Below are 26,728 nucleotides of genomic sequence, written 5' to 3'. Positions count from 1 at the left end.
GGACCTCGAAACGTGGCGTCCGGGACGGCCCTCCGATAGTCTTGGCGCGCCATGTTTCGCCGCCTCGACCGCTACCTGATGTCGGAGATGATCGGCCCCCTGGGGCTGGGGTTCCTGGTGTACACCTCGCTGCTGCTGATTCGCTTCCTGTTTCAGTCGGCGGAGATGATCATCAAGCGCGGCCTACCCATCTCGATCGTCGGCGAACTCCTGGCCTACAGCCTGCCGAACATCATCGTTCTGACGATACCGATGTCCCTGTTGTTCGGAATCTTGATCGGCCTCGGCCGCCTGGCATCGGACAGCGAGTTGATCGCCCTACGCGCCTCGGGCATGAGCCTGACTTCGCTCTTCCGGCCGATTCTGTTGCTCTCCAGCCTGATGTGCCTGATCAACCTGGCGGCGATGATCTACGCCTTGCCCAACGGCAACCATGAATTCGAGAAGCTCCGCATCCGGATCATCACCGAAACGGTGGCTCAGCAAATCGAACCGCGGGTGTTCTATCCAGAATTCGAGGGCTACCTGCTCTACGTCTTCGACATCCCGGAGGGCGAAGAGACCTGGCACGGAGTGTTCCTGTCGGAGGCGGTGCCGACCAAGCAAACCAACAGCGTGACCGTCGCCGAGCGCGGTCGGCTGCGGCTGGATGAAACCGGCGAGAAGGTGATCCTCGAACTGGAGAACGCCTACGTCCACGAGGTCGACCTGGCGAACCCGGACCGCTACGAAGTCACCCTCAACCGGCGTGCCGAGCGAGTGCTCGAGGATCAGTTCGTCAGTTCCCAGAAGGCCAAGGTTTCCACCTCCAAAGGCCTGCGGGAGCTCACCCTACGGGAACTCCGGGACCGCTCCCTCGACCCGCGGGCGGAACCGGAAGAACGCAAGCTGGCGCGGGTCGAGATGCATAAGAAGTTCGCCATCCCGGTGGCCTGCCTGGTTTTCGGGATCTTCGCCCTGCCCTTGGGCTTCAATAATCGCCGCGGCAGCAAGGTCTCCGGCTTCGCCGTGTCGATGGGCGTCTTCTTGATCTACTACATCCTGCTCAGCAACGGCGAGGAGGCGGCCCGCTTCGGCAAAATGTCGCCGGGCCTCGCCGCGTGGCTACCGAATATCGTCTTGACGGTCTTCGGCCTGATCTTGTTCGCCCGGCGAAATCGCGACAAAAGCTTGCTCCTGTCCAAGGTCGATCATTGGATCCGGCAGGACCTGTGGCACGGCCTCGTGGCCCTTGATCGCTTCCGCAAGAGCAAGCAAAGTCAACGCATCGCACGTCGGCGGCAGCGACTGATCCGAGAATCGAGACCTGAGTCCTCGGCGGAACCGACGGTGCGGCTACGACTCCCCCGCCTCCGGATGCGGGTACCGAACATCCTCGACCGCTACGTCCTGCGGGTGTTCGGCGGCATCTTCTTGTTATCGATGCTGTCGGGCATCGTGCTCTACGTCATCGGCGACCTCGGCGAAAACGTCGATGACATCCTCAAGAACAACATCGGCCGGGACGTGATCTTTTCGTACTATCAATACCTGTCCCTGGACATCTTCTACGAGATCACTCCGATCATGGTGCTGGTCACCACCTTGATCGCCTTCAGCGTCCTGTCGCGCAGCAACGAAGTGACCGCCTGCCGCGCCCTCGGCATCAGCCTGTTCCGAATCTCGGTACCGGCGGTGATGGCGGCGCTGGTCATCGGCATCTTCTGCTTCTTCCTGGAGGCGGAAGTGCTGCCTGCCTCCAACCAGCGGGTGCAGCAGCTCAAGGATCAGATCAAAGCGCGAGAGACCGTGCGAACCTACCGACGCGCGGACCGGCAGTGGCTCTTCGGCCACGGCCGTTACGTCTACAACTACTTGAACTACGACGGTGACGCCCAATCCCTGCAGCGGCTGCAGATCTTCGAATTCGATGAGCGACGTCTCCTGAAGAGTCGGCTCTTCGCCAGCAAGGCGACCTACACGGAGAACGATGAGTGGCTGTTCGAAGACGGCTGGGCACGCGATCTCTCCGGCGCCGATGTCAGCGCCTATCGGCGCTTCGAGGAGCCCATCGTGGTCGACTATCCGGAGACGCCCGAGTATTTCGATTCCGAGATCCGACCACCGGACCAGATGGGCTATGGTGAGTTGCGAGAGTACATCGAGGAGATGCGCGACAGCGGCCAACGCACGGAGAGTCTACGGGTTGAGCTTTACCAGAAGTTCGCCTACCCCGCTATCTCCATCGTCATGGCCCTGGTCGGACTCCCCTTCGCCTTCCGGCTAGGCCGTCAGGGAGCCCTCTACGGCATCGGCATCTCGATCATCCTGGGCATCGTGTTCATCGGGGTGTTCGCCTTCTTCTCCACCCTCGGCGAAACCGGCGCCTTGCCGGCGGCGGTCGCCGTGTGGAGCCCCAACCTGCTGTTCGCGCTGATGGCGGGGTACCTGTTCTTGGGAGTGCGGACCTAATCGCCGGTCTTCGGCTGCGGCGTCACGAGCTGCCGGGTCAGGGCGGCGATACAGCGGTTGGTGACCTTGTTGATGCTCAGCGGACTGTAGCCCAACTCGGCGGCGACTTCGGGGGGCTCGTAGCCGAGTCCGTAGCGCAGGCGTAGAAGGGACTGGCAGCGCTCCGGCAGTTGTTCCAGACAAGCTTCGAGGTCGCGCCACAGATCCTTGCGCTCTTGCGCCGGAGGCTCCGGTTCGGCCATCCATTCAAGCACCACCGCGTCCACCGCCTGGTACAGCCGGCGACGGCGCTCCCGCCAGTAAAGGAGACATTTGTTGCGCAGAGTTCCGATCAACCAGGCCTCCGGGTCGCGCACCTTCTCCCATTGGTAGACCAGCGCGAGGAGCGTCTGCTGGAGGATGTCCTCGGTATCCTGGGGCGGGATGCGATGGCGCGCAAAAATCGCTTTGAGCTTGGGTTGCACCTCTTGAAGGAAGTCCTCCAAAGAGGTCTCGAGCGGTGCGTTGTTCAAGGCTCTCATGACCTTTTCCAGCCGACTGTCATTTTGTGCGCGCCTACGTTTTACGCTAGCAGCAAACAGCGGCTATTGTCTAGCGGCCGGCGAGTGTAACTCCTGCATCTTTTCCCCTTCCCCATCCTAGCCTGCGTCACTCGCCGGTCACCTACGGCGAGACCGTCCGTGAAGAAAAGCAGGCTAGCCATCGGGTCGACCCTCGCCTTCATCGGGCGGCGCTAGAAAACCCACTTCGAGGAGCTGCTGAGCGAGTTGGGCGAGGCACCGGTGCGTCACCTTGGGAATGCTCGAAGGCTGGTACCCGAGCCGCTTACCGGCCTCCGCCGCGGTGAAACCGAGGCCATAGCGCAGGCGCAAAACCCGCCGGCAACGCAGCGGCAACCGCTCCAGCACCTCTTCGAGATCGACTTTGAGATCCGCCTTCTCCTGACTCGGCGCGCGGCCGTCGGCGAGGAACTCGAGAATGGCGTCGTCCACCATGTCGAACAATCGGATTTTGTGCCGACGCCAGTAGATCACGCACCGATTGCGCAGGGTGACCAGCAGCCAGGCATCGGGATTGCGAATCGTCTCCCACTGACGCACCAGGATCAGGAAGGTCTCTTGAAGAAGATCCTCGGCATCCTGAGCGGGAATGCGATAGCGATAGAGAACCCGACCCAACCTGCCACGGGATCGTTCGAGAAGCGCCTCCAGAGACGACGACTCCACCGTCGATCTTTCAACTTTCAGAGTCTTCTTCCCTCCCGCAGAAAACCAGAGTGCTTACGTAAATAAAATACACAATAAATACATATCCGTCCAGGGCAGTTTCGCGCGGTTTCTGGCGAAACGTCGGAGCCCTTCGAGAAGGCGGACAGCCGAAAGGAGAAAGAAAGTGGGATGGGACCCGGAGTCCCAAAGAACTCCGGGTCCGGCCAGCATGGATGGTCGCTCAGTTGCCGGAGAGCGGCGGCTCTGTCTCATCGCGAGCCGCAGTCTCCGGAAGACTCGGCGCGCCCTTGATCCGCTGCACCGCCTCCCGGACGAGACCGAGTGTTACCTGCTCTCGTTCCACCGCATCGCGGAATACCAGCAACGCCGCGATCGCCTCTCGATGGATCTGTTTCGAGCGGAAGATCGGCAACATCGCTTGCGCGAGGACCTTGATCTCGGCCCAGCGTTTCTGCGAGCCGTAGAGCGTCGCCAGATCGAGAGAGACGAGGGCCGCGTCGTAGTCCCTCGACAAGTCCAGGAACTTGCTCTGAGCCTCTCGCAACAACTCCTCGGCCTCGTCAAAGCGGCCCAGGCCCTGATAGACCCGGCCCTCGATCCAGCCAAAGCGAATGAGGTCCACTCGATTGCCGAGTTTGTGGTGAAGAGCGCGCGCTTCGTCGAGGGTCTCCAGCGCCTCGTCGAAGCGATTCGCGTTCACCAGCGAGAGAATGAGGTTATGGCGCACGACCAGCACAAGGCGCGGTTCGAGAGCAGGGTCGATCAACTCCACCCCTTCCCGAATCCAGCGAATTTCCGCCTCTTCCTGGCCGCTCGCCTCGCTGCACATGCCCTTGCTGATCAGGGCCTTGCCGAGCAAATGCGACTCGCCGTTCCGGCGAGCGGTCCGGATCACCCGGTCCAACAAGTCCTCGGCCTCGGCAAAGCGACGCTGAGACACTCGGAGAGACGCTTCGAGCCACTGCAGATGAGCTTTCTCAATCGGGTCACCGGTTCCCAAGGCGAGCAGGCTTCGAGCGACGGCAAAGGCTTTTTCGGCCTCCGGGTAGCGCTCCTGAATACAGAAGCAAGCCGCGAGTTCACCGGAGCATCGGGCCTTCATATCCTGAACCAGGGACTCCCCGTAGTACTCGACATCGAGGACCGAAGCGATGGCCAGGGCGAGACGTGCCAAATCCACCGCGCACTGAGGATCTCGCGGCCGCTGCGCCTGACAGTCCGCCAGCAACGACTCGCAGAGGGACCAGGTCTGGAATCGCCGACTGTTCCTGATCAAGACCAACTGCCGATCCACCGGATGCCTTGCGAACTCCATACGCAACGCCGGAATAGCCGCTTGTTCTTCGGCCAGCTCTACTTTGCGCTCGAGCAATTGCTCGGACATCCGATGGAAGGTTCCGGAGTAATCGTGCGATCCGGCCACCGTCCCATCAAATTCAACGACCTTCCCGTACAGCAAATCACTTTCTGAGCCGAGGGGCCACCAGCGTGCGGTGACCTCCTGGCAGCTCGAGCACCCGGTGAGCAGATGCCGTACCACCCCTCGCGCCTCCTCGCGCGACAGATCACACCGGCGAAACTGCTCCAAGAGCGCAGGGTCCGGATGAGACTCAATCATTTTTGGACTTTCTCCAAAAGCCGGCCGTGAGTAATTCGCGGCTCAAGGCCGCCAGACAGCGGTTCGTGATCTTGCGGATACTCGACGGACGGTAGCCCATCTTCTCCGCCACTTCCGAAGGGCCGAATCCGAGTCCGTAGCGAAGACGGAGGAGGCGACGGCAGCGTTCCGGAAGCTTGACGAGAACGCGCTTCAAATCATGTGAGAGGTCTGACTTCGCTTGCGATGGCGTCTGCGGCTCGGCCAGCAGATCCAGAATCGCGGCGTCCACGGCTTCGGTAATTCGGCCGCGACGCTTACGCCAGTAGACAATGCACTTCTTGCGGAGGGTACCTACGAGCCAAGCTTCGGGATTCTGGATCTTGTCCCACTTGTAGAGCAACGTAAGCTGCGCGTCCTGCAGAATATCTTCCGCATCCTCAGGGGGTACGTCGTAATGACGTAAAACGCGCTCGAGCCCCGGGCGAATCTTCCTCAGGAGTTGATTGAGGGGCTCTCGAACTTCCGGTCGATCCAGTGTGGCCATTCCGGGCAGATCCCTTTGTGTCCTCCCTGACAGGGTAACACCGCCTTCCCAGGCTGTCCAGGACGCAACTCCCGCGGGAAGTGCGTCCTGGAGGTGAGAGACTTGCTCGACCGCTCTGGCGACCACGGCGCTGACTAGGAACCGCCGATCGGATCCAATCCCGGACCGACTTCACCGTCACCATCGCCATCTCCTTCAGTGGAGTTGACGCTGGGAAAATCGTTGATCGGAAGGCGGTTCTCGTCGTTCTCGCCATCTTCGGATGCTGGCTGCAGAGCGTTCAGTATCCAAGTCCAGACGGACTGAAAACTGAATTCGCCACCCGCGCGATCGGATTCTTCGGACGGGACCGGCGCCCCCGTCACCGAAATGGGGACAATGAGGGCGGCGCACAATGCGACCAGGGCGACCCAGGTCGTCCAACGACGGTTGTATGAGCACATAACAGATCCTCCCAAGAGATGAGAAATTTCTACAATAGGCCAAGATTTGGCCGTCAAGACCTAAGTGCGCCACCGCCGGTGAAGCGGGACACATATATGTAGATCTTTCTCAGTCGAAAACTGCAAGAATCTATCCGACTCACACGCCCCATGTCGCGTCAGGCAGTACCTTGTCCGCGCCGGCCCCGACAAATCCCTTGATGGACGGGTTCGGGCGCGACAGAACTACTCTTTCTCGCAGAATCCTACTTCGGCAAGCTGGCGCGTCAGGCGGGTCAAGCAGCGGCTGGTGACTTTCCGGATGCTGGAGGGCTGATAGCCGAGGGTCGCGGCGACCTCCGCCGGTTTGTACCCCAGTCCGTAGCGCAGCTTGAGGAGATCTCGGCAACGCTCCGGGAGCTGCTCCAACACCCGTTCCAGATCGTGACGCAGCATCGCCCCACGCTGGGACGGAACCTCCGGCTTGGCGACCATCTCGAGAATGGAAATGTCCACCGCGTCACAGATCTGCGAGCGGCGCCGTCGCCAGTAGATGATCGAGCGGTTGCGCACCGTGGCGAGCAACCAAGCCTCCGGGTTATAGATCGTGGCTCGCTTGAAGACCAGATCGAGAAAGCTCTGCTGCAGCAGATCCTCAGCGTCCTCTACCGGCACCCGGTAGCGCGCGAGAATCCTGCGCAGCTTCGGCTGCAGTTTCCCGATCAGCTCTTCGATCGAAGGTTCGGGCGTGGAATGTTCGGCAGGTGACGTCATTCTAGTCTGTAGTTTTTACCAAACCGCGAGGTCAGGATAACACTCCACAGCGCCGCCTGTCCACAGGAGCGCGATACATCTACTCATCTCGGCGTTCACCGGTCCTCGCTCCCCCCTCCACAGCCCACTCTAACGACCAGAGGCCGGGGGATTCCCCCGGCCTCTCCGCATTCTTCTAGGCGCCCACCGCCTGGGCCTACATCGACGCCGTCGCGCCGAGAGCTTCCGCCCCTTGGCGCAGCTTCTCCGCCGCTTCGGTCGACTCCCAGCGCAGCTCCGGCTCGCTGCGACCGAAGTGGCCGAAGGCCGCCGTCTGCCGATAGATCGGCCGCCGGAGTTCGAGGTACTCGATGATGCCGCGCGGGTCGAGGGGGAAGGTGGCGCGCACCAGCTTCTCGATGTCCGAGGCCGGCAGCCGGCCGGTACCGAAGGTCTCGATGTGGACGGACACCGGATCCGCCACGCCGATGGCGTAGGCGAGCTGCACTTCCACTCGGTCCACCACCTCGGCCGCCACCAAGTTCTTGGCAATGTGCCGCGCCATGTAGCTCGCCGAACGATCCACTTTGGTCGGATCCTTGCCGGAGAACGCTCCCCCACCGTGACTGCCGACGCCGCCGTAGGTATCGACGATGATTTTGCGACCGGTCAGGCCGCAGTCACCTTGCGGACCACCGATCACGAAGCGACCGGTGGGATTGATGTGGAAGATCGTCTCGGCGTCCAGCATTTCCTCCGGCGCCACCGGCCGGATCACCCGGTCGATGATCTGACGGCGGATCTCGTCCTGCTCCACCTCCGGATCGTGCTGGGTGGAGATGACGACCGTATGCAACCGCACCGGCTTCGTTCCGTTGTATTCCACCGTCACCTGGCTCTTGCCATCGGGCCGCAACCACGGGATCTCGCCGCTGCGCCGCACTTCCGACAGGCGTCGCGTCAGCCGATGCGCCAACACCAACGGCAGAGGCATCAGCTCCTCCGTTTCCCGGCAGGCGAATCCGAACATCAACCCCTGATCACCGGCACCGCCGGGATCGACTCCCATGGCGATATCCGGCGACTGCGGGTCGAGGGCCGACACGACGGCGCAGCTATTGCCGTCGAAACCGTAGGCAGGGTTGTCGTAGCCGATGTCGCGGATGGTTTGGCGGGCGACGGCGGCGAAATCGACCTGCGCGGTGGTGGTCAGTTCGCCGGCGAGAAGCACCATGCCGGTGGTGACCATGGTCTCGCAGGCAACGCGACCCTGCGGATCGTCCGCCAACACCGCGTCGAGGATCGAGTCGGAGATCTGGTCGGCGATCTTGTCGGGATGTCCGTCCGTCACCGACTCGGAAGTGAAGAGATGATGTTTGGAATCAGCCATAGTTTGTTACCTCGGAGCGGAAAGGCCCTGCAGTGTTCGTCAAAAGGCCCTTCAGAGAGGACGCTTGGAAGGAGAAAACTCGTATTTACAGGTTTCGATGTTATCACAGACGGCGGCGCTGACCGGGGCCCTCGATCACCTCGTAGAACACGCTACACAGAGCGTGAAAGGTCGCTTCGGCGGTCGCTCGGCGGCGATCTTCTTGGCCGCCGGTGAGCGAGCTAATGATGCCGCCGCCGCGACGCGTTCCGGCCAAGAAGCCGCTCCTGCGAGCCAGCACTCCGGCCGGCAGTTCAATGGATCCACTGCTCCCCAGGGCCTCGCCGAGGGGACAGTGAACGGCGGCCCAGGCGCGGATGAAGGTGCGCGGAGGATCCTCGTCCAGGGTGAGCGTGTGAAGTCCTCCTTCCACGGCCACGATGAACGGATACTCTTCCTCCAGGCGCTCGGCCAGCACCGCCACTCGCTGATGGACTGAGGCCACCACCTCCTGATCCGAAACAGCCAGCCCGACGGGCTTCTGCTCCACCGCCTGGGGCACCACCGCGACCGAGGGCTGCACCCCCACAACCTCGCGAAAGTAGCGCGAGAAGGCATCGCGCACACCGAGCAGGCGCGGCGAGGTGGAACCGGCCACGGCGACCGCCGTTCCGGTTTGGAGGGTTCTCCAGAAGTCCTTAGAATCAAAGGCCATGATCACCAGCCGCCACAACTCGAAGATGAAGGATATGCGGCGACTCCGACGTTGTAAAGACGACCGGGCGGTGGTCGAAGGACCCCACCTGATCGAGGAGGCGATGGCCGCCGGCCGAGTGGTGGAAGAGATCTTCGTCGCGCCCGACGCACCCTGGGGAGAGCACTGGCGGGACGCCGCCGGCCGGCCGCCGACGGCGGTCCACGAAGCGGTGCTGAGAGAACTGGCGGACGCCGACAGCCCACGCGGTGCCGTCGCCATCGTGCACCTTCCGCGGGCAGGCTTGGAAAGCCTACCGCCGGCCGCTGCGGACGGCCTGGTGGTGTACGTGGACGGCCTCCAGGACCCCAGCAACCTCGGCGCCCTCGCCCGAGTCGCCGAGGCGGCAGGTGCCGAGGCGCTGGTGCTGGCGCCGGCCACCGCCCATCCCAATCATCCGCGGGCGCTGCGCGCCTCCGCCGGCAGCCTGCTGCGCCTGCCGGTGGCCCGCAGGGTCGCCGTAGCGGAGACCGCCGCCTGGACCGCCGCTCCGTGGATCGCCCTCGCCACCCGTGGCGGCTCCGATCTGTTCCGGACGAAACTCCCCCGCTGCGCCGTTCTCGCCTTGGGCTCCGAGGGCCGAGGCTTGTCGCCGGAGGCTGAGAACCAGGCCGCCTACTCGGTCACGATCCCTCTGCGGCCGCCGGTCGAATCGCTCAACGCGACGGTCGCTGCAGCCCTGGTGCTGTTCGAAGTCGCCGGTAGGCGTGGCTAGAGGCCCGCTCCCGACTGGTAAACTTGCAATGCTCGGCAGAGCCTCTCTCTCCCGGACCTCACTCATCACCATCCAAGGGGCTTCGATGAAGATCGCACTCGGCACCGACCACGCCGGCTACGAGTACAAGGAACGCATCAAGGAGTACCTGACCGAAGGCGGCCATGAGGTCGTCGATTTCGGAACGGACTCCGACGAGTCCTGTGACTACCCCCGCTTCATCGTGCCCGCGGCGCGCGCCGTGGCCGACGGCACCTGCGACCGCGCCATCGTCCTCGGAGGTTCCGGAAACGGTGAAGCGATGGCCGCCAACCGCATCCGGGGAGTGCGCTGCGCACTGTGCTGGAACGAAGAATCGGCCCGCCTGGCGCGACAGCACAACGACGCCAACGCCCTCTCTCTCGGCCAGCGCATGATGCCCCTCGAAAGCGCCCTGAAACTGGTCCGCATCTGGCTCGAAACACCCTTCGAAGGCGGTCGCCATGTTCGGCGGATCGAACTGCTGGACAGCCTCTAGCCGGCTGCCCCTCTCCAGCGACACCCCCGTTAAGCGGAAACTTCTTGCCCCCACCGGACCTCGCTAGCCTGCTTGCGCCCTTCGAGCCCTTGCAGGACGAACCGCTGGCCCCCTGGACCACCTTCCGGATCGGCGGTCCGGCGGACTGGTTCGTGACTCCGACCTCCGGCGATCAACTGGCGAAGGTGGTGAGCCTCGCCCGGCGCCACGAGATTCCCTATTTCTTGCTCGGCACCGGCGCCAACATCCTGGTGGGCGATGGTGGGTTTCGAGGGTTGGTGATCCACAATGGCGCCCGGCAGATGGGCATCGACGGCCACCGGGTATGGGCCGAAAGTGGCGCTCGGGTGTACCCGGATCTGATCGAGCTGGCGGTAGGCGCCGGACTGTCCGGCCTGGAGCACTATGTGGGCATCCCATCGAGCGTCGGCGGCGCTCTGTGGCAAAACCTCCACTTTCTCGCTCCACCGCCGAAGCGCGAACGGACCATGTTCATCGAGGAAGTTCTCTCGGAGGCTGAGATCCTCGACCAGGAGGGCCAGCGCCGCCGAGTGGGGGTCGAATACTTCGACTTCGGCTATGACTACTCGATCCTGCACATCCGGCAGGACATCGTCCTGCGCGCCACCTTCGACCTAGAGCCCAAGATCGAAGCAGAAATGCGGGCTGTAATGGCCGCCAATCTCGCCTGGCGCGGCGAGCGCCACCCTCCCCTCGACACCGAACCGAGCGCCGGATCGATCTTCAAAAAGATCGAAGGGATCGGCGCCGGCCGGCTGATCGACGAAGCGGGGCTCAAGGGCCTGACCGTCGGCGGCGCCGAGATCAGCCCCCGCCACGCCAACATCATCGTCAACCGCGGCGGAGCGACGGCGCGCGACGTGCGCATCTTGATCCAGCGAGTCCAGCAAACGGTCCACGAGCAAACCGGTCGGCGACTCGAGCCGGAAATCTCCTTCATAGGAGAGTTCGCAGAGCCTCCTATGCTATAATTGCATATAGAGCGGGTCAGCCTCACCGACCATCTCTTGCTTTCCGTGCCTCGGTTCCGAGTGGACGAGTTCCAACCAACGGAGCCTTGCTGTTCGATTCCGATGTTGCTGGATTCTGATTCGAGGAGAACCCGCTCCATGCATTCCCTGCGCGCTATCTCGGCTGGACTCTCGCTGATCGCCCTCGGGCTGATCGCCCCCTCCTTCGCCACCGCCGCCACCTGTACGGGTGACGTGAGCTGCGGCTTCAACCCATGCAAAACCCCGTCCGCTGCACCGCCGGACAATTTGTGGAGCCGGCTAGAGCCGGTGGACCGAGACGGGCTTCCGACCAGTACCTTTTCGTCCCTTACCAGCCGCGACACCACCTGGTTCGATCGCAACGCCGGCCACGGTCTGAGCAAACCCTACTGGCAGTCCATGGATATCGAGAACGGCTACTTGTTCTCCGGAATCAACTTGGGCTTCCAGGTCTGGTCCCTGGCGAATCCCGTGAGCCCGAGCCGCCGGGCCAACGAACCCCTTAGCTCGATTCCCAGCATGTTCGGGGATCCGCACGACTACTTCGTCATCCGTGACGTTGACGCACCGCGGGGAAACAATAACCTGGTAACGATGACCGGTGCGGGCGCCATCGGCTTCGTGGTGTGGGATACCACCTCCAAAAGCAATCCGGTGGTGATTTACCAAGACGGCGGAAACAGCGGTGAAAAATTCGGCGAGGAGGTGTACGCCACCACCATCAACGGTACCGACTACGGCTTTATGGCGGCGCGCAACTTCAGCGGAGCCGGCCTGTGGATGTACGACCTGAGCGCCGCATTAGCTTTGGGCACCTCGGTGTGTGTCGAACGGCGGCCGTCGGTAGTGAACCCCTCTTGCGACGGAGTCTTCAAGGGCAAGCTGTCGGACGATCCTCAGAGCCACATCGACGGCACCGGAAACGACACCGTGGGCCACTGGATCGTCTTCAGCGGCGGCCTCGCCGGGGCCAACGGGTTCGAAGTGTGGAACGTATCCGACCCGGACCAGCCGGTGCAGGTGATGAACGGTTTGAACTCCGACCGCGTACACGGAGGCGCCATGTGGTTGCACGGCGGCCGCCTGTACCTCGCCATGTCCGTCCGCTTCGTCGACCAAGCTCGCATTTACGACGTGAGCTGCCTTCTCGGCGGCGGCTCCTGTTCTCTGCCGGCGCCGATCTACTCGTTCCCCCTAGTCGGCTACGGAGTTCAAAGCATAGCGACGGTGACCTACTCCGAAAGCAACGGCGCGCCGTTCGTTTACTTCGGTCGCAAAAGCGGATCCGCTATCGAAACCCTACAGGGCGAATGGCTGCTCGATGTTTCCGGTCTGCCGGCCGCCGATCCCACCACCATCACCGGTGGCGACCCCAGGAGCGGCAACCTGGGTCAGCCGACGGAGATCCAGTTCGGTACCACTGTCGGTTACTGGAGTTGGTACTACTCCTGCCACCCCACCGGCTCCAACTTCTTCGAGCCCGCCGACGGCATGTTCGCCGGGCCCTACTTCTACCGTGCCGGTTCCTCGATCTTCGATATCCACGAATTGACCGACAGTCCGCCAAACCCGGTGATCTTCGACAGCGGCTTCGAGACCGGAAACCTCATCGAGTGGTCCGCTAGCGAGGGCGACTGACGACCGGCCAAAGAAAAACCCGCCGCTCGACCACGTACAGGGCGAGAACGGCGGGTGTTCCCTACAAAGGCGAAAGCGTCTTCCGTCCGCCGCCCTCAGCGCTCCTTGAGGGCCGCAATCAGGGCCGGCACCACCTCGTGGAGATCGCCCACAATGCCGTACTTCGCCATGCCGAAGATCGGCGCACCGGCATCCTTGTTGATCGCCACTACGCAGGACGAGCCCTTCATACCCACCGCGTGCTGAATCGCGCCGGAAACGCCGACGGCGATGTAGAGCTTCGGCGCCACCGTCTGGCCCGATGAACCGATTTGGCGGTCCCGCTCCAGCCAACCGCTGTCGATCACCGGCCGGCTGGCGCCGATGTCCGCTCCGAGCACCTCCGCCAGCTCGCGGACCGGGCCGAGCTTGTCCTCGCCGCCGACCCCGCGACCGACGGCGACAATGACGTCCGCCCGGGTGAGGTCCACCTGGTTGCCGCCGGCATCTTCGATCGACAGAATCTCCCGGTCCGGCGTGACTTCGCCTGAGGACAGGGCCTCGACCGGCGCGCTCCCGGCCTCCAGACCGCTTGCCGGGAAGGCGCCGGACTGGACCGAAAGCAGCACCGTACCCTCGCCCTTCATGCGCACGGTGGAGCCCATCTTGCCCCCAAGGATCGGGCGGTTCCAAAGGAATTCGTCGCCCTCCCGACGCCAGCCGGTGACTTCCGGCAGCAGTCCTGCCTCGATCTCCTGAGCCAGCCGAGGGAAATAGTCGACGCTCTGGTAGGCGTGGGCGAACACCACGTAGGCCGGCGCCGCCTCGCGCAGGGCCGGCGCCAGCAGCGAGATGTAGGCCCCGGGAGTGTAGACCTCGAGCGCCGGGTGATCGACCACCCGCAGGGCGGCCAGCTTCGTCGAACCGGCGATCTCTTCCGCCAGGGCGCCGATGTTCGAGCCCAGCAGCACCGCCTCGGCGGTGCCGCCGATCTCCCCCGCCAGACGCTGGCCGGCGACCATCGCCTCCTTGGCCTGGCGGGTTAGGCGGCCCTCTTCCTGTTGCAGGACGATCCACACGCGACTCATGACAACACCCTCGCTTCGTTCTGTAGCTTGTCGACCAGCGTGCTGCTGGCGGTGACCGCGTCACCTTCGATGATTTGGGCCGCCTCGCCGCTCTCCGGGAAGGCCACCGAGACGATCTCCAGGCGGGAGCCGGCGGCGCCCACCTGCGAGGCGTCGAGGCCGAGATCCGCCGGTGTCACCGTGTCGATCGGCTTGCGCTTGGCCTGCATGATTCCCTTCAAGGAGGCATAGCGCGGATGGTTGATGCCGGCCTGGATTTCGAACACCGCCGGCAGGGCGATGCGGGCGATCTCGTTCTTGCCGCCTTCCATTTCGCGGGTCACCTCAGCGCTTGCCGCCCCTTCTTCGATGTCCACTCCCATCACCAGCCAGGAGTGCGGCCAGCCGAGGAAGCCGGCGAGCACCGAACCCGTCGAGCCAAAGCCAACATCGTCGGACTGGGAGCCGGTCAGCACCAGCTCGCAGCCCTCCTTCTGAACCGCTGCCGCCAGCGCCCGACCGGTGGCGATGGCGTCGCCACCAGCGAAGGCGGAGTCTTCCAGGTGGACAGCGCGAGCGGCGCCCAACGCCAGCCCCTTGCGCAGAGCTTCCTTCACCCGCGCCGGCCCGAGGCTGAATACGATCACCTCACCGCCGGAGGCCTCGGCGATGCGCAGCCCCTCTTCCAGGGCGTACTCGTCGCTCTCGTTGATGATGAAGGGAAGGTCCTCTTCATCGAGCCACCGGCCGTCCTTGCTGACCCGCAGCCGGGCTTCGGTGTCCGGAACTTGTTTGATGCAAACCGCAACGCGCATCCCTATCCTCCTTGCCTATGCGAGAAAATCATGCGGAGAAATGTGAGCCCTAATCTGCCCGTATCCTCCTGAAGAGCCCGTGGCGCTCCTGGGAGCGGAGGGCTTCGAGCAGCCTGGGTAGGTGTATTTTTGCAAGCCTTCGTCCGTGCCTGCGAAGAGGCAGTCTAGCAGGCCAACCCAAGCCCTCGCCACCCTCGAAATATTCTATCTATACCATGCCTTGAATTACTTCAAAAAAGACTCCTGGTACGCCCAATCTACCCTCAAAATCGATCCTCGAATCCTGGCCCACGGAATCCCCTACACCCCCCAACCGTTCTCTCCCGATAGACCATGAATGCACTTCATAGAGCCCTCTACCCCGACCCTCCCGGCCCCCTTCCGGAGTCGCGCTGGGCGCGTCTTCGCCGGCGGTGGCGGCGCCGCGTTCTGCGCGTCTTCGACCGCACACTCCTCTTCCTTTACCGGCTAATCGCCTGGCTGGACGATCGAGCGCCGGTGGAACGCCGGTACTTTCGCGTCGCGATTTTCGGTTCGAGCCGCATCCAGCGTCACGACCCTCTCTACCATCAGGTGCGCCATCTCGCCCGGCGCCTCTCGGAGGCCGGCTGCGACATCGTGACCGGCGGCGGGCCGGGGCTGATGACCGCCGCCAACGAAGGCGCCCGCGAAGGCGCCGAGGGCTGGCGCACCCGCTCTTTCGGGCTGACCATCCTGCTGCCCTTCGAGGAGCAGCCCAACCCTTTCCTCGACGAGGTGTCAGAACACCACACCTTCTTTTCCCGGCTGCACCACTTCATCCGCATGAGCCACGCCTACGTGGTAGTCGATGGCGGGCTCGGCACCACCCTCGAAGCGCTGATGGTGTGGCAGCTCCTGCAGGTCGGCTTACTGGAAGACGATCGCGAGCTGGTTTTCGTAGGACCTATGTGGGAGGGCCTGCGCCGTTGGGTGGAAGCGGACGTGATCTCCCGGGGCTTGGCCTCCGCAGGAGACCTGGACCAGGTTCATTGGGTCGCCAGCACCGAGGAAGCGCTGACCATCGTGCGTGGCGCCCGGCGGCGATTCATCGAGCGGCGCGGCGATCTACTCGCCCACCCGCGCGAGCGAAGAGCCCCCTCTCCGGCCGGCGAGTCGACTTCGGTCCGCTAGCCCCACCCAGCGCCTCGGAAGAGGCGATGGCTCAATGCTTGCACCGCCTCGAATGCAGGCAGTTTCGCCGCCCGGATTGGGCGAAAGCGGGCGGATCGCCGGCGGATTCGGAAGGAATACCCGCGCACGAGTGCCAGAGCGGCACTAGCCCGAGCTGAGAAGGTCGCGCTGGGTGGCTTGGAGAGTGACCCGGGGCATGCTACCGTCCGTTCGATTTTTCTGCCTCCGGAGACAGCGATCTTGCAGATTCCAATGCCACTTCTATCCGTCGTCAGCCCACCGTCCATCGGCCACTCGGAGGGTCCGGGCATCCTGGAGGTCTTTCTCCAGTCCGGCCCGATGGCCAAGGTGGTGCTCGCCGTGCTGGTGATCTTCTCCCTGCTGTCCTGGGCGACCATCGTCGCCAAGGCGCTGCAGTTTCAGCGCGCCGACCGCCAGAGCGCCTCGTTCTTGCAGATCTTCCGCAAGAGCCGGCGCTTCAGCGAGGTGGCGAATTCCGCTTCGAGCCTGTCGGCGTCACCGATGGTCGGCCTCTTCCAGACCGGTCACGCGGAGATCGACGCTCAGATCAAGCACTCCCGGGCCGGCGATGAGGGGTCTTCGGGAGCCCTGCGGATCCGCTCCATCGCCGCCCTCGAGCGCAGTCTGCAACGGGCCGTCCACGTCGAGCTGCAGGCCTTCAGCCGCTGGACACCGCTCCTGGCCACCACCGCCGCCGCCACGCCATTCATCGGACTCTTCGGCACCGTATGGGGCATCATGGTGGCCTTCCAGGACATCGGTTTCACCGGCTCGACTTCCCTGGCCGTGGTGGCACCGGGCATCGCCGAAGCCCTAGTCAACACCGCCGCCGGCCTGGGAGCCGCCATTCCGGCCCTAATCGCCTACAACTACTTCGCCAATCGCCTGCGGCGCCTGCGCCTGCGGCTAGAGGACTTCGCCCTCGAATTCCTCAACCTGGCCGAGCGCAACTTCACCTAGGGAACCCGCATCATGGCCTTCCACATCGGCGACTCCGACGATCAGGTGCTGGCAGACATCAACGTCACGCCGCTGGTGGACGTGATGCTGGTTTTGTTGATTGTCTTCATGATCGCCGCACCCATGCTGCACCAGGGCATCGCGGTGGATCTACCGAAGGCGGACCAGCGAGCGCTGCCGATGCGGCAGCAGGATCCGCTGGTGGTTTCGGTAAGCCGTGACGGCATCGTCTACCTGCGGGACACCCCCGTCCACCCCACCCAACTGGTGGAGCGGCTGCTGCCGATTCTCGAGTCCCGGGAGGACAAGCTGGTGTTCTTGAAAGGCGACCGGGAAGTGCCCTTCGGGTCGGTGATCGAAGTGCTGGACGTGCTCCAGCAAGGGGGCATCACGGAGGTCGGAATGGTCACCGAAACACCGCCGCGAGGGTCCGGCCGTTGACCCGATCCGTCGAGGGCATTCTGGAAGGGCGCGCTCGGCGTACCGGCCCCCGCCTGCCGCGCAGCGCCTTGGTTGCGGCGATCGCCCTCCACGCTTCCGTCGCCCTCATCGCCTTCATTGCACCGCGCTGGGGGCAGGCGAAGGCCAAGCCGATCGAGTTCGTGCCCATTCGCCTGGTTCCGGCCCGCGCCCTGGGCAGCGAGGTCGCGCCGCGAAATCCTCCGCAGGCCGCTCCGGAACGCCCCAAGCCCGCCGAACCCGAACCGACGCCCCCGGAACCGGCGCCGGCGCCGCCCGAACCAAAGCCGGAACCCCGGGCCACTCCTGACCCACCGCCGAAGGCGGCGCAGAATCCACCGGCAACCAAGCCCACGTCCGAACCCCCTCCGCCGACTCCACCGCAGCAGCGCCGCGGTTCGGCCCAGGGCAATCCCCTCGGCACCACCGCCGACCTCGGCGCCTCCGTCGCTGGAGTGGACAACCCCAACTTCACCTACACCTACTACCTCGATCGCATGCTGAGGCTGATCGAGGGCCAGTGGCGGCGACCGTCCACCGATCAGGGCGTGGAAACGGTCGTCTATTTTCGGATTCAGCGCGACGGCAGCATTCGAGACCTGGACGTATCCAAGCCGTCCGGCTCCAGTGCCTTCGACCTGGCGGGGCTGCGGGCGGTCCAAAACGCCGCCCCGTTTCCACCGCTGCCGGCCGGCTACCGCAATGACTCTCTCGGAGTGAACCTCGTCATCCGCTAGGAGCCTTCTCTATGTCATCCACTCCCACTCTTCGCCCTGCTCTTTGGGGCCTGATCTGGACAGCGCTTCTTCTTCCGGCCTCCGTCGGGGCACAAACGCAGCCGGCGGATCTACCCGCCGATGCCAGCGACGTGACGGTCGAACTCAACACCCAGGGCCGCGGCCTCTACCAACTCGCCCTGCCGGAGCCCGAGGGGGTCGGCACCCTCCGCTCCACCGACCGCGCCGGTGCCGAGTCCCTCGACGCCACCCTGCGGATGGATCTCGAATTGAGCCGGGTGTTCGAAATCCAGGGGCCGGAGCAGCTTTCGATCCTCGCCTTGACCGGCGACCGAGCCCGCGATTTCGAGCAGTACCGTTCCCTCGGCAACGAGCTGGTGATCCTCGGCAAGGTCCGCGCCGAGGACGCCAAGTTGGTCTACGAAGGCCGGCTTTACGACCTCACCGCCGGTCAGGCGATCCTCGGCAAGCGATACCGCGGTTCAGCGGACGCCATGCGGCGCATCGCCCACATCTTCGCCGACGAGGTGATCGCCTACCTCGCCGGCCGCCGAGGCATTGCCCAGACCACCATCGCCTTCACTTCCGACCGCACCGGCCGGAAGGAGATCTTCCTCACCGATTACGACGGCTACAACCAGCGGCAGCTCACCGGTCACAAGTCCACTTCCATGTCGCCGGACTGGGCTCCGGGCAACGGCTCCCTGGTCTACACCTCCTTCGTCGGCGGCAATCCGGGCATCTATCGGGCGGACATCGCCACCGGCGAGAAGACCCCGGCGATCACCGAGGGCCTGCAAAACATCTCCGCTTCGTTCTCCCCTGACGGCAGGAAGCTCGCCTTCTCCCGCGCCCTCGGGGCCAACTCCGAGATCTTCGTCGCCGACACCTCCGGGCGAAGCCTGCGTCAGCTCACCCACTCCCGCGCCATCGACACCAATCCGGCCTGGTCCCCCAAAGGCACCGAGATCGCCTTCACCTCCAGCCGAGCCGGCAACCCGAACGTCTACCTGATGGACGTCGAGGGAACCAACGTCCGGCGCATCAGCCGCGACGGCAATTACAGCGACGGCGCCGCCTGGAGCCCGTCCGGTGACAAGCTGGCCTTCGCCAGCCGCATCCGGGGCCGTTTCGAGATCGTGGTGACCGATGTCGTGACCCGCGAGAGCCGGGTACTGACCCGCGGCGGCGGCAATAACGAACAGCCGACCTTCTCGCCGGACGGCCAGTGGATCGCCTTCACCTCCAACCGCTCCGGCAGCAAGCAAATCTGGGTGATGAACGCCGAGTCCGGGGGCGACATGCGCCAGCTCACCCGCGACGGGAACAACGAGTCACCGGCCTGGTCCGGCTACCCTTCTCGGAAGTAACCTTCGACCCTCCTCGACACAGCGTATTTGTCACCTCGTGGAAACGCCGAAAGTCCTTGAAACGATGGATCTTCTTCTGTTATGGTCCAAAAGGTCCTGTAGGTGACACAGGCTGCGATGTCAAGCCGTTTTCCTGACCTGCTGAGCGGGCCGACAGGAAAACCTGTGGATACTGAACCCCATATTTCGGAACCGAACCATCGGAACCAGCGATCCGAACCGAAGCTTCCGGACCGAACCCTTCGGACCGACCCAAGACCTTCGGACCGAAGAGCGACCAAGTGATCGATTCGATTGAGGAGAGACTGAGGATGAGCCGCAAGTGGTGGATCTGTGCTGTGCTGTTGTTGATTGTTCCCCTGTTCTACGGATGTCCCAGGCAGGCTCCGGTGACTCCCGACGACACGATGGAAGTGGAGACCACTCCGGTCGAAGAGCCGGCGGTCGAGATCGAAGAGCCTGAGGTCGAGGTGCCGGACGACGTTGAAGAGAACACCCTTCCGTCGGACATCGCCGAGCTCAACGAAGAACTCAAGCGCCGCGGCCTGATCGGCGACGTCTACTTCGACTTCGACAAGTCGGATCTGAGCGAAGAGGCCCGTGAGCGCCTGGCCAACAACGCCGCCTTCATGCGCGAGAATCCGCAGTACCAGTTCCGGGTGGAAGGCCACTGCGACGAGCGCGGCACCAACGAGTACAACCTCGCCCTCGGCCAGCGGCGCGCCACCACCGCAGTGGACTACATCACCAGCCTGGGCGCCGACGGTGGCAACATGACCACCATCAGCTACGGTGAAGAGCGTCCCTTCTGCACCGAGAACAGCGAGGGTTGTTGGGCGCGCAACCGCCGGGCACACTTCGTCGTCACGGACATCAACTGACCCGAACCTTGCCTGGAGTTATGCGAACTCGTCTACAGAACCGCCTTTCGGGCCGTCTCTTGACGGTCGGCGTCTTGCTCCTCGCGGGGCTGGCGCCGGCCTGCGTCTCCACCAGCGACATCGAGTCGATTCAGAGTCAACTCAACGACATTCAGAATCAGATCGACCAGGCCCAGGCACAGGCTCCGAGCAAGGAAGAAGTGACTAGCCTGGAGGCTCAAGTCAGTCGCCAGATGGAGGCAGTCCTGAAGTCCGAAGCGGACATGCAGGTGCGGCTGCAGGATTTGTCGGACGAAATCGAGCAACTCCAGGCCAACCTCGAAGACACCAACTACCGGTTGTCCCAGCTTTCCCAGCAGATCGCTTCGACCAACCAGGAATTGAAAGCCTTCCGCGCCGCGCCGCCGGTCATCCCGAGCAGCGAAGGCGGAGAAGACGATCCATCCCTGGGCACGACGGTTCCTCCGGCGTCGGGCACCGTCACCACCGATCCTCAGTCGCTCTACCAGGCGGCCTACAACGACTACCTGCGCGGCAACTACGACCTCGCCGTGCAGAGCTTCGAGGAGTACCTTCGCGCCTTTCCGGGCACCGACCTGGCGGACAACGCCGTCTACTGGATCGGCGAGTGCTTCTATCGCCAGGGCCAGTTCCGGCAAGCGATCGGACAGTTCGACGCGGTGGTCGCCCGCTACCCGCGGAGTGACAAGCTTCCGAGCGCCGTGTTGAAAAAGGGCTACGCCCATCTGCAACTCGGCGAGCGGGGCGAAGGCGTCGACCAACTCCGGCGGGTGGTCGACCGCTATCCCAACAGTGATGAAGCCAACCTCGCTCGCCAGCGGCTGCGGGAAGTCGGGGTTGAATCGCGCTGAGGACTTGTGCTAAAAAATCTCGGGCCTGGTCGCACTTCGGTGTCGACGGGCTTTTTTGCGTGTGCGGCACTACTCAAAGGCCTGCCGCCTCCAAAGACTACCAATGAAAGCCTGGCCCTCCCCATCGACGGGCGCTTGAGCGCATAGGGCGAGACGGAAAAGAAGATAGGAACGACATGGCCAATATCAAGAGTGCCCAGAAGCGAATCCGCCAGAACGAAAAGGAGCGCGAGCGCAACCGCGCCATTCGCACCAAGATGCGCAATGCCATCCGCAAGCTGCGCTCCGCCGTCGAGGGCGAAGATTCCAAGCAGGCCCAGGAACTCCTGGTCCCGACCTTGAGCATCATCGACGTCACGGCGCGCAAAGGCGTGATCCATGCCAACACTGCGGCGCGCTACAAGTCCCGCCTGGCCCGCGCCGTCGCGGCCCTCGGCTAGCGACCGGAGTCCGATCGTGGAACCAAGACACCCGTTTCGGCGGGTGTCTTTTTTTGTAGGAGCAATTTTCCTCCGAATGTAGGCTCGGAACACCGCACCGAGCCCAGAGGGCGAGGCGGCGCCTCCGCCGGAGGCGTCCAGGATGGGGTGAGTCCGGAATGCTGTGCATTTCGGACGAGGGGGGCGCCTAGCCCCCTGGCGTACACCACCTAGCAGTGCTGCTGAAAGAATGGGCAACGCCCATGTTTAGCAGTGCTGCTAGAAACCCTCTAGGAGGTCGCTGACCATCGTCTCGGCGAAGTTTTCTGCCGCCCGCTCGATGGCGTCGTTCTCGCGGTCGAGGTAGTTGGTACCCACCTCTTCGACCACGTAGTTCTCCCGGAACAGGTAGCGGTCATTCGACCAGATCACCTCGTCGGTGCCGATCTCCACGAAGGACATCTTGGCGGTGATCGAGATCTCGTACTCTCGTGCCAGTCCTTGATTGTCGAAGGTGATCGGGGTGACAGCGAAGTTCTCGACGGAGCCCTTGAGCACCGCGTCCGCGCCTTCCGGACCGCCGAGCAGATCGAACAGGCGGCGGGTGGTCAATTCATCTGCGATCGCCCGGGTCAAGAACTGATCCACCTGCGAGCGCTGGGTGCGGTTGACCAGCGCCTCCAGATACACCGCCTCGACGGACTCCGGAATGTTCGAACCCCGCCCTACCAGTGCATAGCCGCATCCGACGGCAACCAAGCCCAACAGCAAGGCCGGCAGGAGGGCCGGCAAGACAAACCTCGCCGACCTTTTCGGGCTCCGGGAGTATGCAGCGCGCTGCCGCGAGCGGTTCTCAACCATGGTCCTTGCCCTCACCTTTCAGTAGCCCGTCCAAAAGTCCGTTGACGAAGCGCCCGGAGTTGACGTCGCCGTAGCGCTTCGCCAACTCGATCGCCTCGTCGACCACCACCAGTTTCGGCGTGTCCTTCTCAAAGCGCAACTCGTAGAGGGCCAGACGCAACACGTTGCGATCGACCTTCGACATGCGCTGCAAGCGCCAGTTGGTGGCCTGCGAGTCGAGGGAGCGGTCGATCTCTTCCAGATGTTCGACGGTGCCCTCCACCAGCTTGCGAGAGAACGCAAAGGCCGCCTCCGGATCCCGCTGCGCCCGCTTGCTGGCGCTCGCCATACGCAAAAACTCCTGCACATCAAAGGATCCGAAGATTTGCGCCAGGGAGGACCCTCCGAGATCGAGTTGGTAGAGCATGCGGAGCGCCATCTCGCGCGCCGCCCGGCGTTTGCCGAGGGGTTTCTCGGCGGGCTGGGCCTCACCTTCCTCGACCAGGGTGGCGGACTCCGGCAGCGTGTCGTTCACCACGCGGCTCCGTAAGGGTCCATCTCTCGAATCCGCCGGTAGAGGTTGCTCATCTCGAGGGCCGCCAGCGCCGCCTCCCAGCCCTTACCCCGCGGTCCCTCGGCCCGAACCGCGGCTTGCTCGCCGTCCTCACACGTCAACACTCCAAAGCCCACCGGCAAACCGGCCCGATCGGCCACCCGGCCGCAGCCGTCGTTCGCCCGGCTGCAAACGTAGTCGTAGTGCGTCGTTTCGCCCCGGATGACGATACCCAAAGCGACCAGAGCATCGTAGCGGCCGGTTTCCGCCAGCGCCGCCAAGGCACCCGGGATCTCCCAGGCGCCGGGCACTCGCACCAGCGTGACGTCCTCCTTCGCCCCACCGTGATGCTCGAGGCAGCGAATGGCGTCCTTTACCATCCGCTCCATCAAGTCCTCGTAGTAGCGCGACGCCACCAGGCCGAAGCGCTGACCTTGTCCGTCGAGGGTGCCGACGATCTCGTCGAAGGTGCTCATCGCTCACTCAGTAGGAAAATGGGAACGCCCGTTCTGGCCGCAAAAAAGGGGACCTGACTATACCAGCCGACGCCTCACTCTGGAGGGTCTAGAATCCTCCATCGGCCAACTGACGAAGGAACACCCCGTAGCGCGGGGCGATCAGAGTCTTCAGGGAAATGTCTACCGCGATGCCCGCCAGAGCAAGGAGCATCAGCCGGTACTCCGACCGCTCGAAGGGCCACCGCTTTCCCGCCAACAGCGGCCGCGAGAAAAGCGCCCCCAAGAGCACGAAGGCCCCCACCCGCGCCACCGACCAGGGCACCCAGGCGACGATACTGCCGACCACAATCCGCTCCGCATCCACCGCATAGCTGCCCACAAAATAGCTCATGTAGGCCACCAGCACCGCCCCGAGCACCAGACCGAGATATCCGCCGCTCAGGTAGGTCAAAAGCACGAAGGCCGCCAGGTGGAGCGCATGCTCCGGCAGAAAGGCCATGGGACTGTTCTCGCGCCCCAGGCCGGTGTCGATCCAGCCGAACATCTCCAGCCGGTAGGGCTCGCCGTTCAGAATGCCCCGCGCCGCCACCTCCGGGAACAACACCACCAGGGCGATCACCCCCAGGCTGAGGAGCAACCCCCAGGCCATTCCCAGTCGCCAGGCGCTCCCGTAGCGCCGCTCCCCCACCCGCTGGGCGAAGGCGGCATAGAGCGTCAGCGGCGCGACCAGGGGCAAAAGCCAGCGGCCACCGGGCAGGAACAAAAGGGCCACCGTGAACGGGGTGAGGGCGAGAAGAGAGGCCTGTTTCATCGACGAAGCCATGTCGGGGCTCTGAAAATCGAAAAACTGAGAGGTTCGAAGTCTCGTCAGTCTAGCAACTCGCGTGACCATTCTGAACTGCCGACGACAAGAGTCCCTAAGACAAAATTTGAACGCGTTCAAATTTTATCTTACACTCCTTGAACACGTTCCACAAAGGAGATTCAATCCGTGCCAGCTTTCACCACCTCTCCTGCCGCCCTCCTGCCCTTGTGGTTTGGTTTCCGAGCGCCGGTCAGCCGCCGGGCCTATCTACTCAGTGGCCTCTTCCTCCTGGTGATCAAGTTCCTGGGCGATAGCTGGCTGTTGCTCCAGGCCGGCGGCTCCCCTTGGACGCCGCTCGAGTACCTCAGCCCCTTCGGCGCCCACCGGCTGAATTCTTTTCCTGCCGTGAGCCTCGGATGGTTCGCCGCTTGGAGTCTGCCGTTCGTCTGGATCGGCGCCTCCATGACCGCCCGGCGAGCACGCGATGCCGGGCTGTCGCCGCTGGTCGCGATCCTCTTCTTCCTGCCAACCGTCAACTTTGTCCTGATGCTGGTTCTGGCCTGCGCACCGTCGGCTCCCGCGTCGGGACCGACGGCGGGCACCCAAGGAAAGGACACCGCCGCAACAGGCCCCTTCGAAACCAGGGAGACCTTCGGGCCGGTGGCCGAAACGCTACCTGGGGTGGGTATGGGCGCCGTGGCCGGGGGCGTTATCCTCGCGGCGGCCTTCCTCACTCTGGAATCCCCCTACAGTCTCGGACTCTTCGTCGGCGCTCCGTTCACCATGGGGTTGGTGACGGCGTTTCTCGTCAATCGAAAACAGATTCGCTCGGCAATGTCGACTCAAGCGCTGTCGCAGCTCACTCTCATCACGGGAGCCGGTGCCCTGCTTCTCTTCGGCATCGAGGGTCTGATTTGCCTGGCCATGGCCTACCCCCTGGCGGCGTTCCTCGCCTTTCTCGGTAGCCTCCTCGGCAGGGCTGTCGCCCGGCCGCGGCGCCTGGCGACATCGCACCTCGTGGTGATCGTGGCGCTGTCGCCGCTCATCACCGCCCTCGACCACGCTGCCCCGTCCCCACCCTCGAGGGAGATCGTGACGGCCGTCGAGATCGACGCTCCGCCCCAAACCGTATGGCCGCACGTCATCGCATTCTCCGAACTGCCGCCTCCGAACGCCCTCGCCTTCCGCCTCGGCATCGCCTACCCGATGCGTGCCCGTATCGAAGGGGAAGGCGTAGGAGCGGTGCGCTATTGCGAGTTCTCGACCGGCCCCTTTGTCGAGCCCATCACTCGCTGGGAGGAACCGCACCGCTTGTCCTTCGACGTCACCTCCCAACCGCCGACCATGCAGGAGTGGAGCCCCTGGAATATCGAACCGGCACATCTCACCGAAAGCCTGCACTCGGAGCGCGGCGAATTTCGGCTGATCGCCCTACCGGGCGGCAAGACTCGCCTGGAAGGCAGCACCTGGTACCGGCACGAGCTGTTTCCCCAGGCCTACTGGAATCTCTGGTCCGACGAACTGATCCACGGCATCCATCGGCGGGTTCTCAGCCACATCGCCGAACGAGCCGAAGCCGAACCCGAATTCGGCTCGAAAGTCCAGGCCGTCGCCCGATGAATCCGACAACCCAGGCGCTGACCGAACGGGGCGAGAAAACCCGCGCCAGAATCCTCGAGGCGGCCCTCCAGCTGTTTCTCGAGCGCGGCTACGACAACGCCACCATGCGCGAAATCGCCGCCACGGCCGGAGTGTCCCTGGGCAACGCGTACTACTACTTTCAGTCGAAGGAACATCTCATCCAGGGGTACTACGAGCGCTCACACGACGAACATCTGGCGGCCTGCGACCCCCTCCTCACCGCCGAGCGCGGCCTGGAGGGCCGACTGCGGACGGTGCTGACATCCAAAATCGCCACCAGCATGCCCTACCACCGATTCGCCGGCACCTTGTTCAAGACGGCCGCCGATCCGAGAAGTCCCCTGAGCCCCTTCAGCGCTGAATCAGAACCCACCCGGCGCGAGGCCACGGAGCTGATGGCGGCGGTGGTCGAGGGCTCCAATGTCGCCGTCCCCTCACCATTGAAAAGTGAACTTCCCCACCTGCTGTGGCTCTATTTGATGGCGATCATCCTGTTCTGGATCCACGACTCGTCGCCCGACTGCCGCCGGACTCAACGGTTGATCGATCGCACCTGCCCGATCGTCGCCCGCCTGATCCGCCTGGCCCGCAATCCCCTGCTCAAACCGCTCACCGCCGGGGCCGTGAGGCTGCTGCGGGAGTTGCGGGAGGATTCAGCCGGGGAAGCTATCGCGGCGCCCTTGTAGGAGCGACG

At 63.8% G+C, this 26,728-nt stretch carries 28 protein-coding genes; 15 read left to right on the top strand and 13 right to left on the bottom strand.

Features of this window, described 5'->3' with window-relative positions; translation table 11 throughout:
* The first annotated feature begins 51 nt into the window (after positions 1 to 51).
* Positions 52 to 2,451: an LptF/LptG family permease gene (locus AAF481_04085; protein ID MEM7480330.1), complete on the top strand. Its 2,400-nt coding sequence runs from the start codon at positions 52 to 54 to the stop codon at positions 2,449 to 2,451.
* On the opposite strand, the gene AAF481_04080 is transcribed toward AAF481_04085, so the two are convergent.
* The 7 genes from AAF481_04080 to AAF481_04050 all read right to left on the bottom strand — a co-directional run bounded on the left by AAF481_04080 (position 2,448) and on the right by AAF481_04050 (position 9,083).
* Complete coding sequence (locus tag AAF481_04080; protein MEM7480329.1) at positions 2,448 to 2,972, bottom strand: sigma-70 family RNA polymerase sigma factor; 525 nt, start codon at positions 2,970 to 2,972, stop codon at positions 2,448 to 2,450. The two genes, AAF481_04085 and AAF481_04080, sit on opposite strands and share 4 nt — an antisense overlap.
* 174 nt (positions 2,973 to 3,146) lie before the next feature.
* Entirely contained in the window at positions 3,147 to 3,677 is a 531-nt protein-coding gene (locus AAF481_04075; protein ID MEM7480328.1) for an RNA polymerase sigma factor, read from the bottom strand.
* A gap of 223 nt (positions 3,678 to 3,900) precedes the next feature.
* The gene (locus AAF481_04070) at positions 3,901 to 5,064 is read right to left on the bottom strand and encodes a tetratricopeptide repeat protein (protein MEM7480327.1); all 1,164 of its coding nucleotides are present in this window, start codon (positions 5,062 to 5,064) and stop codon (positions 3,901 to 3,903) included.
* Between the two features lie 226 nt (positions 5,065 to 5,290).
* Positions 5,291 to 5,824: an RNA polymerase sigma factor gene (locus AAF481_04065; protein MEM7480326.1), complete on the bottom strand. Its 534-nt coding sequence runs from the start codon at positions 5,822 to 5,824 to the stop codon at positions 5,291 to 5,293.
* 668 nt (positions 5,825 to 6,492) lie between these two features.
* Positions 6,493 to 7,020 carry a sigma-70 family RNA polymerase sigma factor gene (locus AAF481_04060; GenBank protein MEM7480325.1) on the bottom strand — a complete coding sequence of 176 codons (528 nt, stop codon included), beginning with the start codon at positions 7,018 to 7,020 and terminating at the stop codon, positions 6,493 to 6,495.
* Positions 7,021 to 7,216: 196 nt separating this feature from the next.
* The gene (gene metK, locus AAF481_04055) at positions 7,217 to 8,389 is read right to left on the bottom strand and encodes a methionine adenosyltransferase (protein ID MEM7480324.1); all 1,173 of its coding nucleotides are present in this window, start codon (positions 8,387 to 8,389) and stop codon (positions 7,217 to 7,219) included.
* A gap of 103 nt (positions 8,390 to 8,492) precedes the next feature.
* Positions 8,493 to 9,083: a DUF84 family protein gene (locus AAF481_04050; protein MEM7480323.1), complete on the bottom strand. Its 591-nt coding sequence runs from the start codon at positions 9,081 to 9,083 to the stop codon at positions 8,493 to 8,495.
* Here AAF481_04050 and AAF481_04045 point away from each other — a divergent pair.
* From AAF481_04045 to AAF481_04030, 4 genes are all read left to right on the top strand, one after another.
* Positions 9,082 to 9,837 carry an RNA methyltransferase gene (locus tag AAF481_04045; GenBank protein MEM7480322.1) on the top strand — a complete coding sequence of 252 codons (756 nt, stop codon included), beginning with the start codon at positions 9,082 to 9,084 and terminating at the stop codon, positions 9,835 to 9,837. The genes AAF481_04050 and AAF481_04045 overlap by 2 nt on opposite strands.
* An 85-nt stretch (positions 9,838 to 9,922) precedes the next feature.
* Positions 9,923 to 10,354 carry a ribose-5-phosphate isomerase gene (locus tag AAF481_04040; protein ID MEM7480321.1) on the top strand — a complete coding sequence of 144 codons (432 nt, stop codon included), beginning with the start codon at positions 9,923 to 9,925 and terminating at the stop codon, positions 10,352 to 10,354.
* A 44-nt stretch (positions 10,355 to 10,398) separates the two neighbouring features.
* Positions 10,399 to 11,346, top strand: coding sequence for a UDP-N-acetylmuramate dehydrogenase (murB, locus tag AAF481_04035; protein ID MEM7480320.1), 948 nt, complete (start codon positions 10,399 to 10,401; stop codon positions 11,344 to 11,346).
* 138 nt (positions 11,347 to 11,484) lie between these two features.
* Positions 11,485 to 13,005, top strand: coding sequence for a hypothetical protein (locus tag AAF481_04030; protein ID MEM7480319.1), 1,521 nt, complete (start codon positions 11,485 to 11,487; stop codon positions 13,003 to 13,005).
* Positions 13,006 to 13,100: 95 nt separating this feature from the next.
* Here the strand turns inward: AAF481_04030 and AAF481_04025 are convergent, their stop codons facing one another.
* Positions 13,101 to 14,072 carry an electron transfer flavoprotein subunit alpha/FixB family protein gene (locus tag AAF481_04025; protein ID MEM7480318.1) on the bottom strand — a complete coding sequence of 324 codons (972 nt, stop codon included), beginning with the start codon at positions 14,070 to 14,072 and terminating at the stop codon, positions 13,101 to 13,103.
* Positions 14,069 to 14,866 (bottom strand): electron transfer flavoprotein subunit beta/FixA family protein, encoded by a 798-nt coding sequence (locus AAF481_04020; GenBank protein ID MEM7480317.1) that lies wholly within the window; start codon positions 14,864 to 14,866, stop codon positions 14,069 to 14,071. Before AAF481_04020 ends, AAF481_04025 begins: the two co-directional genes overlap by 4 nt.
* A 333-nt stretch (positions 14,867 to 15,199) precedes the next feature.
* On the opposite strand from AAF481_04020, the gene AAF481_04015 reads away from it, so the two are divergent.
* From AAF481_04015 to rpsT, 8 genes are all read left to right on the top strand, one after another.
* Positions 15,200 to 16,018 (top strand): LOG family protein, encoded by an 819-nt coding sequence (locus tag AAF481_04015; GenBank protein ID MEM7480316.1) that lies wholly within the window; start codon positions 15,200 to 15,202, stop codon positions 16,016 to 16,018.
* 240 nt (positions 16,019 to 16,258) lie between these two features.
* Positions 16,259 to 16,999, top strand: a complete 741-nt coding sequence (locus AAF481_04010; protein MEM7480315.1) for a MotA/TolQ/ExbB proton channel family protein — start codon at positions 16,259 to 16,261, stop codon at positions 16,997 to 16,999.
* A 12-nt stretch (positions 17,000 to 17,011) separates the two neighbouring features.
* Entirely contained in the window at positions 17,012 to 17,440 is a 429-nt protein-coding gene (locus AAF481_04005) for an ExbD/TolR family protein (protein MEM7480314.1), read from the top strand.
* Positions 17,437 to 18,195 carry a TonB family protein gene (locus AAF481_04000; GenBank protein MEM7480313.1) on the top strand — a complete coding sequence of 253 codons (759 nt, stop codon included), beginning with the start codon at positions 17,437 to 17,439 and terminating at the stop codon, positions 18,193 to 18,195. The genes AAF481_04005 and AAF481_04000 overlap by 4 nt, the downstream gene beginning before the upstream one ends.
* Positions 18,196 to 18,206: 11 nt before the next feature.
* Positions 18,207 to 19,565: a Tol-Pal system beta propeller repeat protein TolB gene (gene tolB, locus AAF481_03995; protein MEM7480312.1), complete on the top strand. Its 1,359-nt coding sequence runs from the start codon at positions 18,207 to 18,209 to the stop codon at positions 19,563 to 19,565.
* Positions 19,566 to 19,876: 311 nt separating this feature from the next.
* Positions 19,877 to 20,446, top strand: a complete 570-nt coding sequence (gene pal / locus AAF481_03990; GenBank protein ID MEM7480311.1) for a peptidoglycan-associated lipoprotein Pal — start codon at positions 19,877 to 19,879, stop codon at positions 20,444 to 20,446.
* 20 nt (positions 20,447 to 20,466) lie between these two features.
* Positions 20,467 to 21,318 carry a tol-pal system protein YbgF gene (gene ybgF, locus AAF481_03985; GenBank protein ID MEM7480310.1) on the top strand — a complete coding sequence of 284 codons (852 nt, stop codon included), beginning with the start codon at positions 20,467 to 20,469 and terminating at the stop codon, positions 21,316 to 21,318.
* A 176-nt stretch (positions 21,319 to 21,494) separates the two neighbouring features.
* Positions 21,495 to 21,758, top strand: coding sequence for a 30S ribosomal protein S20 (rpsT, locus tag AAF481_03980; GenBank protein ID MEM7480309.1), 264 nt, complete (start codon positions 21,495 to 21,497; stop codon positions 21,756 to 21,758).
* Between the two features lie 258 nt (positions 21,759 to 22,016).
* Here the strand turns inward: rpsT and lptE are convergent, their stop codons facing one another.
* From lptE to AAF481_03960, 4 genes are all read right to left on the bottom strand, one after another.
* The gene (gene lptE / locus AAF481_03975; GenBank protein ID MEM7480308.1) at positions 22,017 to 22,529 is read right to left on the bottom strand and encodes an LPS assembly lipoprotein LptE; all 513 of its coding nucleotides are present in this window, start codon (positions 22,527 to 22,529) and stop codon (positions 22,017 to 22,019) included.
* Between the two features lie 61 nt (positions 22,530 to 22,590).
* Entirely contained in the window at positions 22,591 to 23,112 is a 522-nt protein-coding gene (nusB, locus tag AAF481_03970; protein ID MEM7480307.1) for a transcription antitermination factor NusB, read from the bottom strand.
* Positions 23,109 to 23,606, bottom strand: a complete 498-nt coding sequence (ribH, locus tag AAF481_03965; protein ID MEM7480306.1) for a 6,7-dimethyl-8-ribityllumazine synthase — start codon at positions 23,604 to 23,606, stop codon at positions 23,109 to 23,111. Before ribH ends, nusB begins: the two co-directional genes overlap by 4 nt.
* 88 nt (positions 23,607 to 23,694) lie before the next feature.
* Positions 23,695 to 24,411, bottom strand: coding sequence for a hypothetical protein (locus AAF481_03960; GenBank protein ID MEM7480305.1), 717 nt, complete (start codon positions 24,409 to 24,411; stop codon positions 23,695 to 23,697).
* 168 nt (positions 24,412 to 24,579) lie between these two features.
* On the opposite strand from AAF481_03960, the gene AAF481_03955 reads away from it, so the two are divergent.
* On the top strand, positions 24,580 to 26,013 hold the full coding sequence (locus AAF481_03955; protein ID MEM7480304.1) for an SRPBCC family protein: 1,434 nt from the start codon (positions 24,580 to 24,582) through the stop codon (positions 26,011 to 26,013).
* Positions 26,010 to 26,720, top strand: a complete 711-nt coding sequence (locus AAF481_03950; protein ID MEM7480303.1) for a TetR family transcriptional regulator — start codon at positions 26,010 to 26,012, stop codon at positions 26,718 to 26,720. Before AAF481_03955 ends, AAF481_03950 begins: the two co-directional genes overlap by 4 nt.
* The last annotated feature ends 8 nt before the right edge of the window (positions 26,721 to 26,728 follow it).

The sequence above is a fragment of the Acidobacteriota bacterium genome (genome assembly GCA_039030395.1).
Taxonomy (GTDB): Bacteria; Acidobacteriota; Thermoanaerobaculia; order Multivoradales; family JBCCEF01; genus JBCCEF01.
This window is presented reverse-complemented; position numbering and strand designations above follow the sequence as displayed.

What these genes read in the sequence shown, in the direction of transcription:
- AAF481_04085 (MEM7480330.1), top strand. Translation starts at nt 52, where the DNA reads ATGTTTCGCCGCCTCGACCGCTACCTGATGTCGGAGATGATCGGCCCC.
- AAF481_04080 (MEM7480329.1), bottom strand. Translation starts at nt 2,972, where the DNA reads ATGAGAGCCTTGAACAACGCACCGCTCGAGACCTCTTTGGAGGACTTC.
- AAF481_04070 (MEM7480327.1), bottom strand. Translation starts at nt 5,064, where the DNA reads ATGTCCGAGCAATTGCTCGAGCGCAAAGTAGAGCTGGCCGAAGAACAA.
- AAF481_04065 (MEM7480326.1), bottom strand. Translation starts at nt 5,824, where the DNA reads ATGGCCACACTGGATCGACCGGAAGTTCGAGAGCCCCTCAATCAACTC.
- AAF481_04060 (MEM7480325.1), bottom strand. Translation starts at nt 7,020, where the DNA reads ATGACGTCACCTGCCGAACATTCCACGCCCGAACCTTCGATCGAAGAG.
- metK (MEM7480324.1), bottom strand. Translation starts at nt 8,389, where the DNA reads ATGGCTGATTCCAAACATCATCTCTTCACTTCCGAGTCGGTGACGGAC.
- AAF481_04045 (MEM7480322.1), top strand. Translation starts at nt 9,082, where the DNA reads ATGATCACCAGCCGCCACAACTCGAAGATGAAGGATATGCGGCGACTC.
- AAF481_04050 (MEM7480323.1), bottom strand. Translation starts at nt 9,083, where the DNA reads ATGGCCTTTGATTCTAAGGACTTCTGGAGAACCCTCCAAACCGGAACG.
- AAF481_04040 (MEM7480321.1), top strand. Translation starts at nt 9,923, where the DNA reads ATGAAGATCGCACTCGGCACCGACCACGCCGGCTACGAGTACAAGGAA.
- AAF481_04030 (MEM7480319.1), top strand. Translation starts at nt 11,485, where the DNA reads ATGCATTCCCTGCGCGCTATCTCGGCTGGACTCTCGCTGATCGCCCTC.
- AAF481_04025 (MEM7480318.1), bottom strand. Translation starts at nt 14,072, where the DNA reads ATGAGTCGCGTGTGGATCGTCCTGCAACAGGAAGAGGGCCGCCTAACC.
- AAF481_04020 (MEM7480317.1), bottom strand. Translation starts at nt 14,866, where the DNA reads ATGCGCGTTGCGGTTTGCATCAAACAAGTTCCGGACACCGAAGCCCGG.
- AAF481_04015 (MEM7480316.1), top strand. Translation starts at nt 15,200, where the DNA reads ATGAATGCACTTCATAGAGCCCTCTACCCCGACCCTCCCGGCCCCCTT.
- AAF481_04005 (MEM7480314.1), top strand. Translation starts at nt 17,012, where the DNA reads ATGGCCTTCCACATCGGCGACTCCGACGATCAGGTGCTGGCAGACATC.
- tolB (MEM7480312.1), top strand. Translation starts at nt 18,207, where the DNA reads ATGTCATCCACTCCCACTCTTCGCCCTGCTCTTTGGGGCCTGATCTGG.
- pal (MEM7480311.1), top strand. Translation starts at nt 19,877, where the DNA reads ATGAGCCGCAAGTGGTGGATCTGTGCTGTGCTGTTGTTGATTGTTCCC.
- ybgF (MEM7480310.1), top strand. Translation starts at nt 20,467, where the DNA reads ATGCGAACTCGTCTACAGAACCGCCTTTCGGGCCGTCTCTTGACGGTC.
- rpsT (MEM7480309.1), top strand. Translation starts at nt 21,495, where the DNA reads ATGGCCAATATCAAGAGTGCCCAGAAGCGAATCCGCCAGAACGAAAAG.
- ribH (MEM7480306.1), bottom strand. Translation starts at nt 23,606, where the DNA reads ATGAGCACCTTCGACGAGATCGTCGGCACCCTCGACGGACAAGGTCAG.
- AAF481_03960 (MEM7480305.1), bottom strand. Translation starts at nt 24,411, where the DNA reads ATGGCTTCGTCGATGAAACAGGCCTCTCTTCTCGCCCTCACCCCGTTC.
- AAF481_03950 (MEM7480303.1), top strand. Translation starts at nt 26,010, where the DNA reads ATGAATCCGACAACCCAGGCGCTGACCGAACGGGGCGAGAAAACCCGC.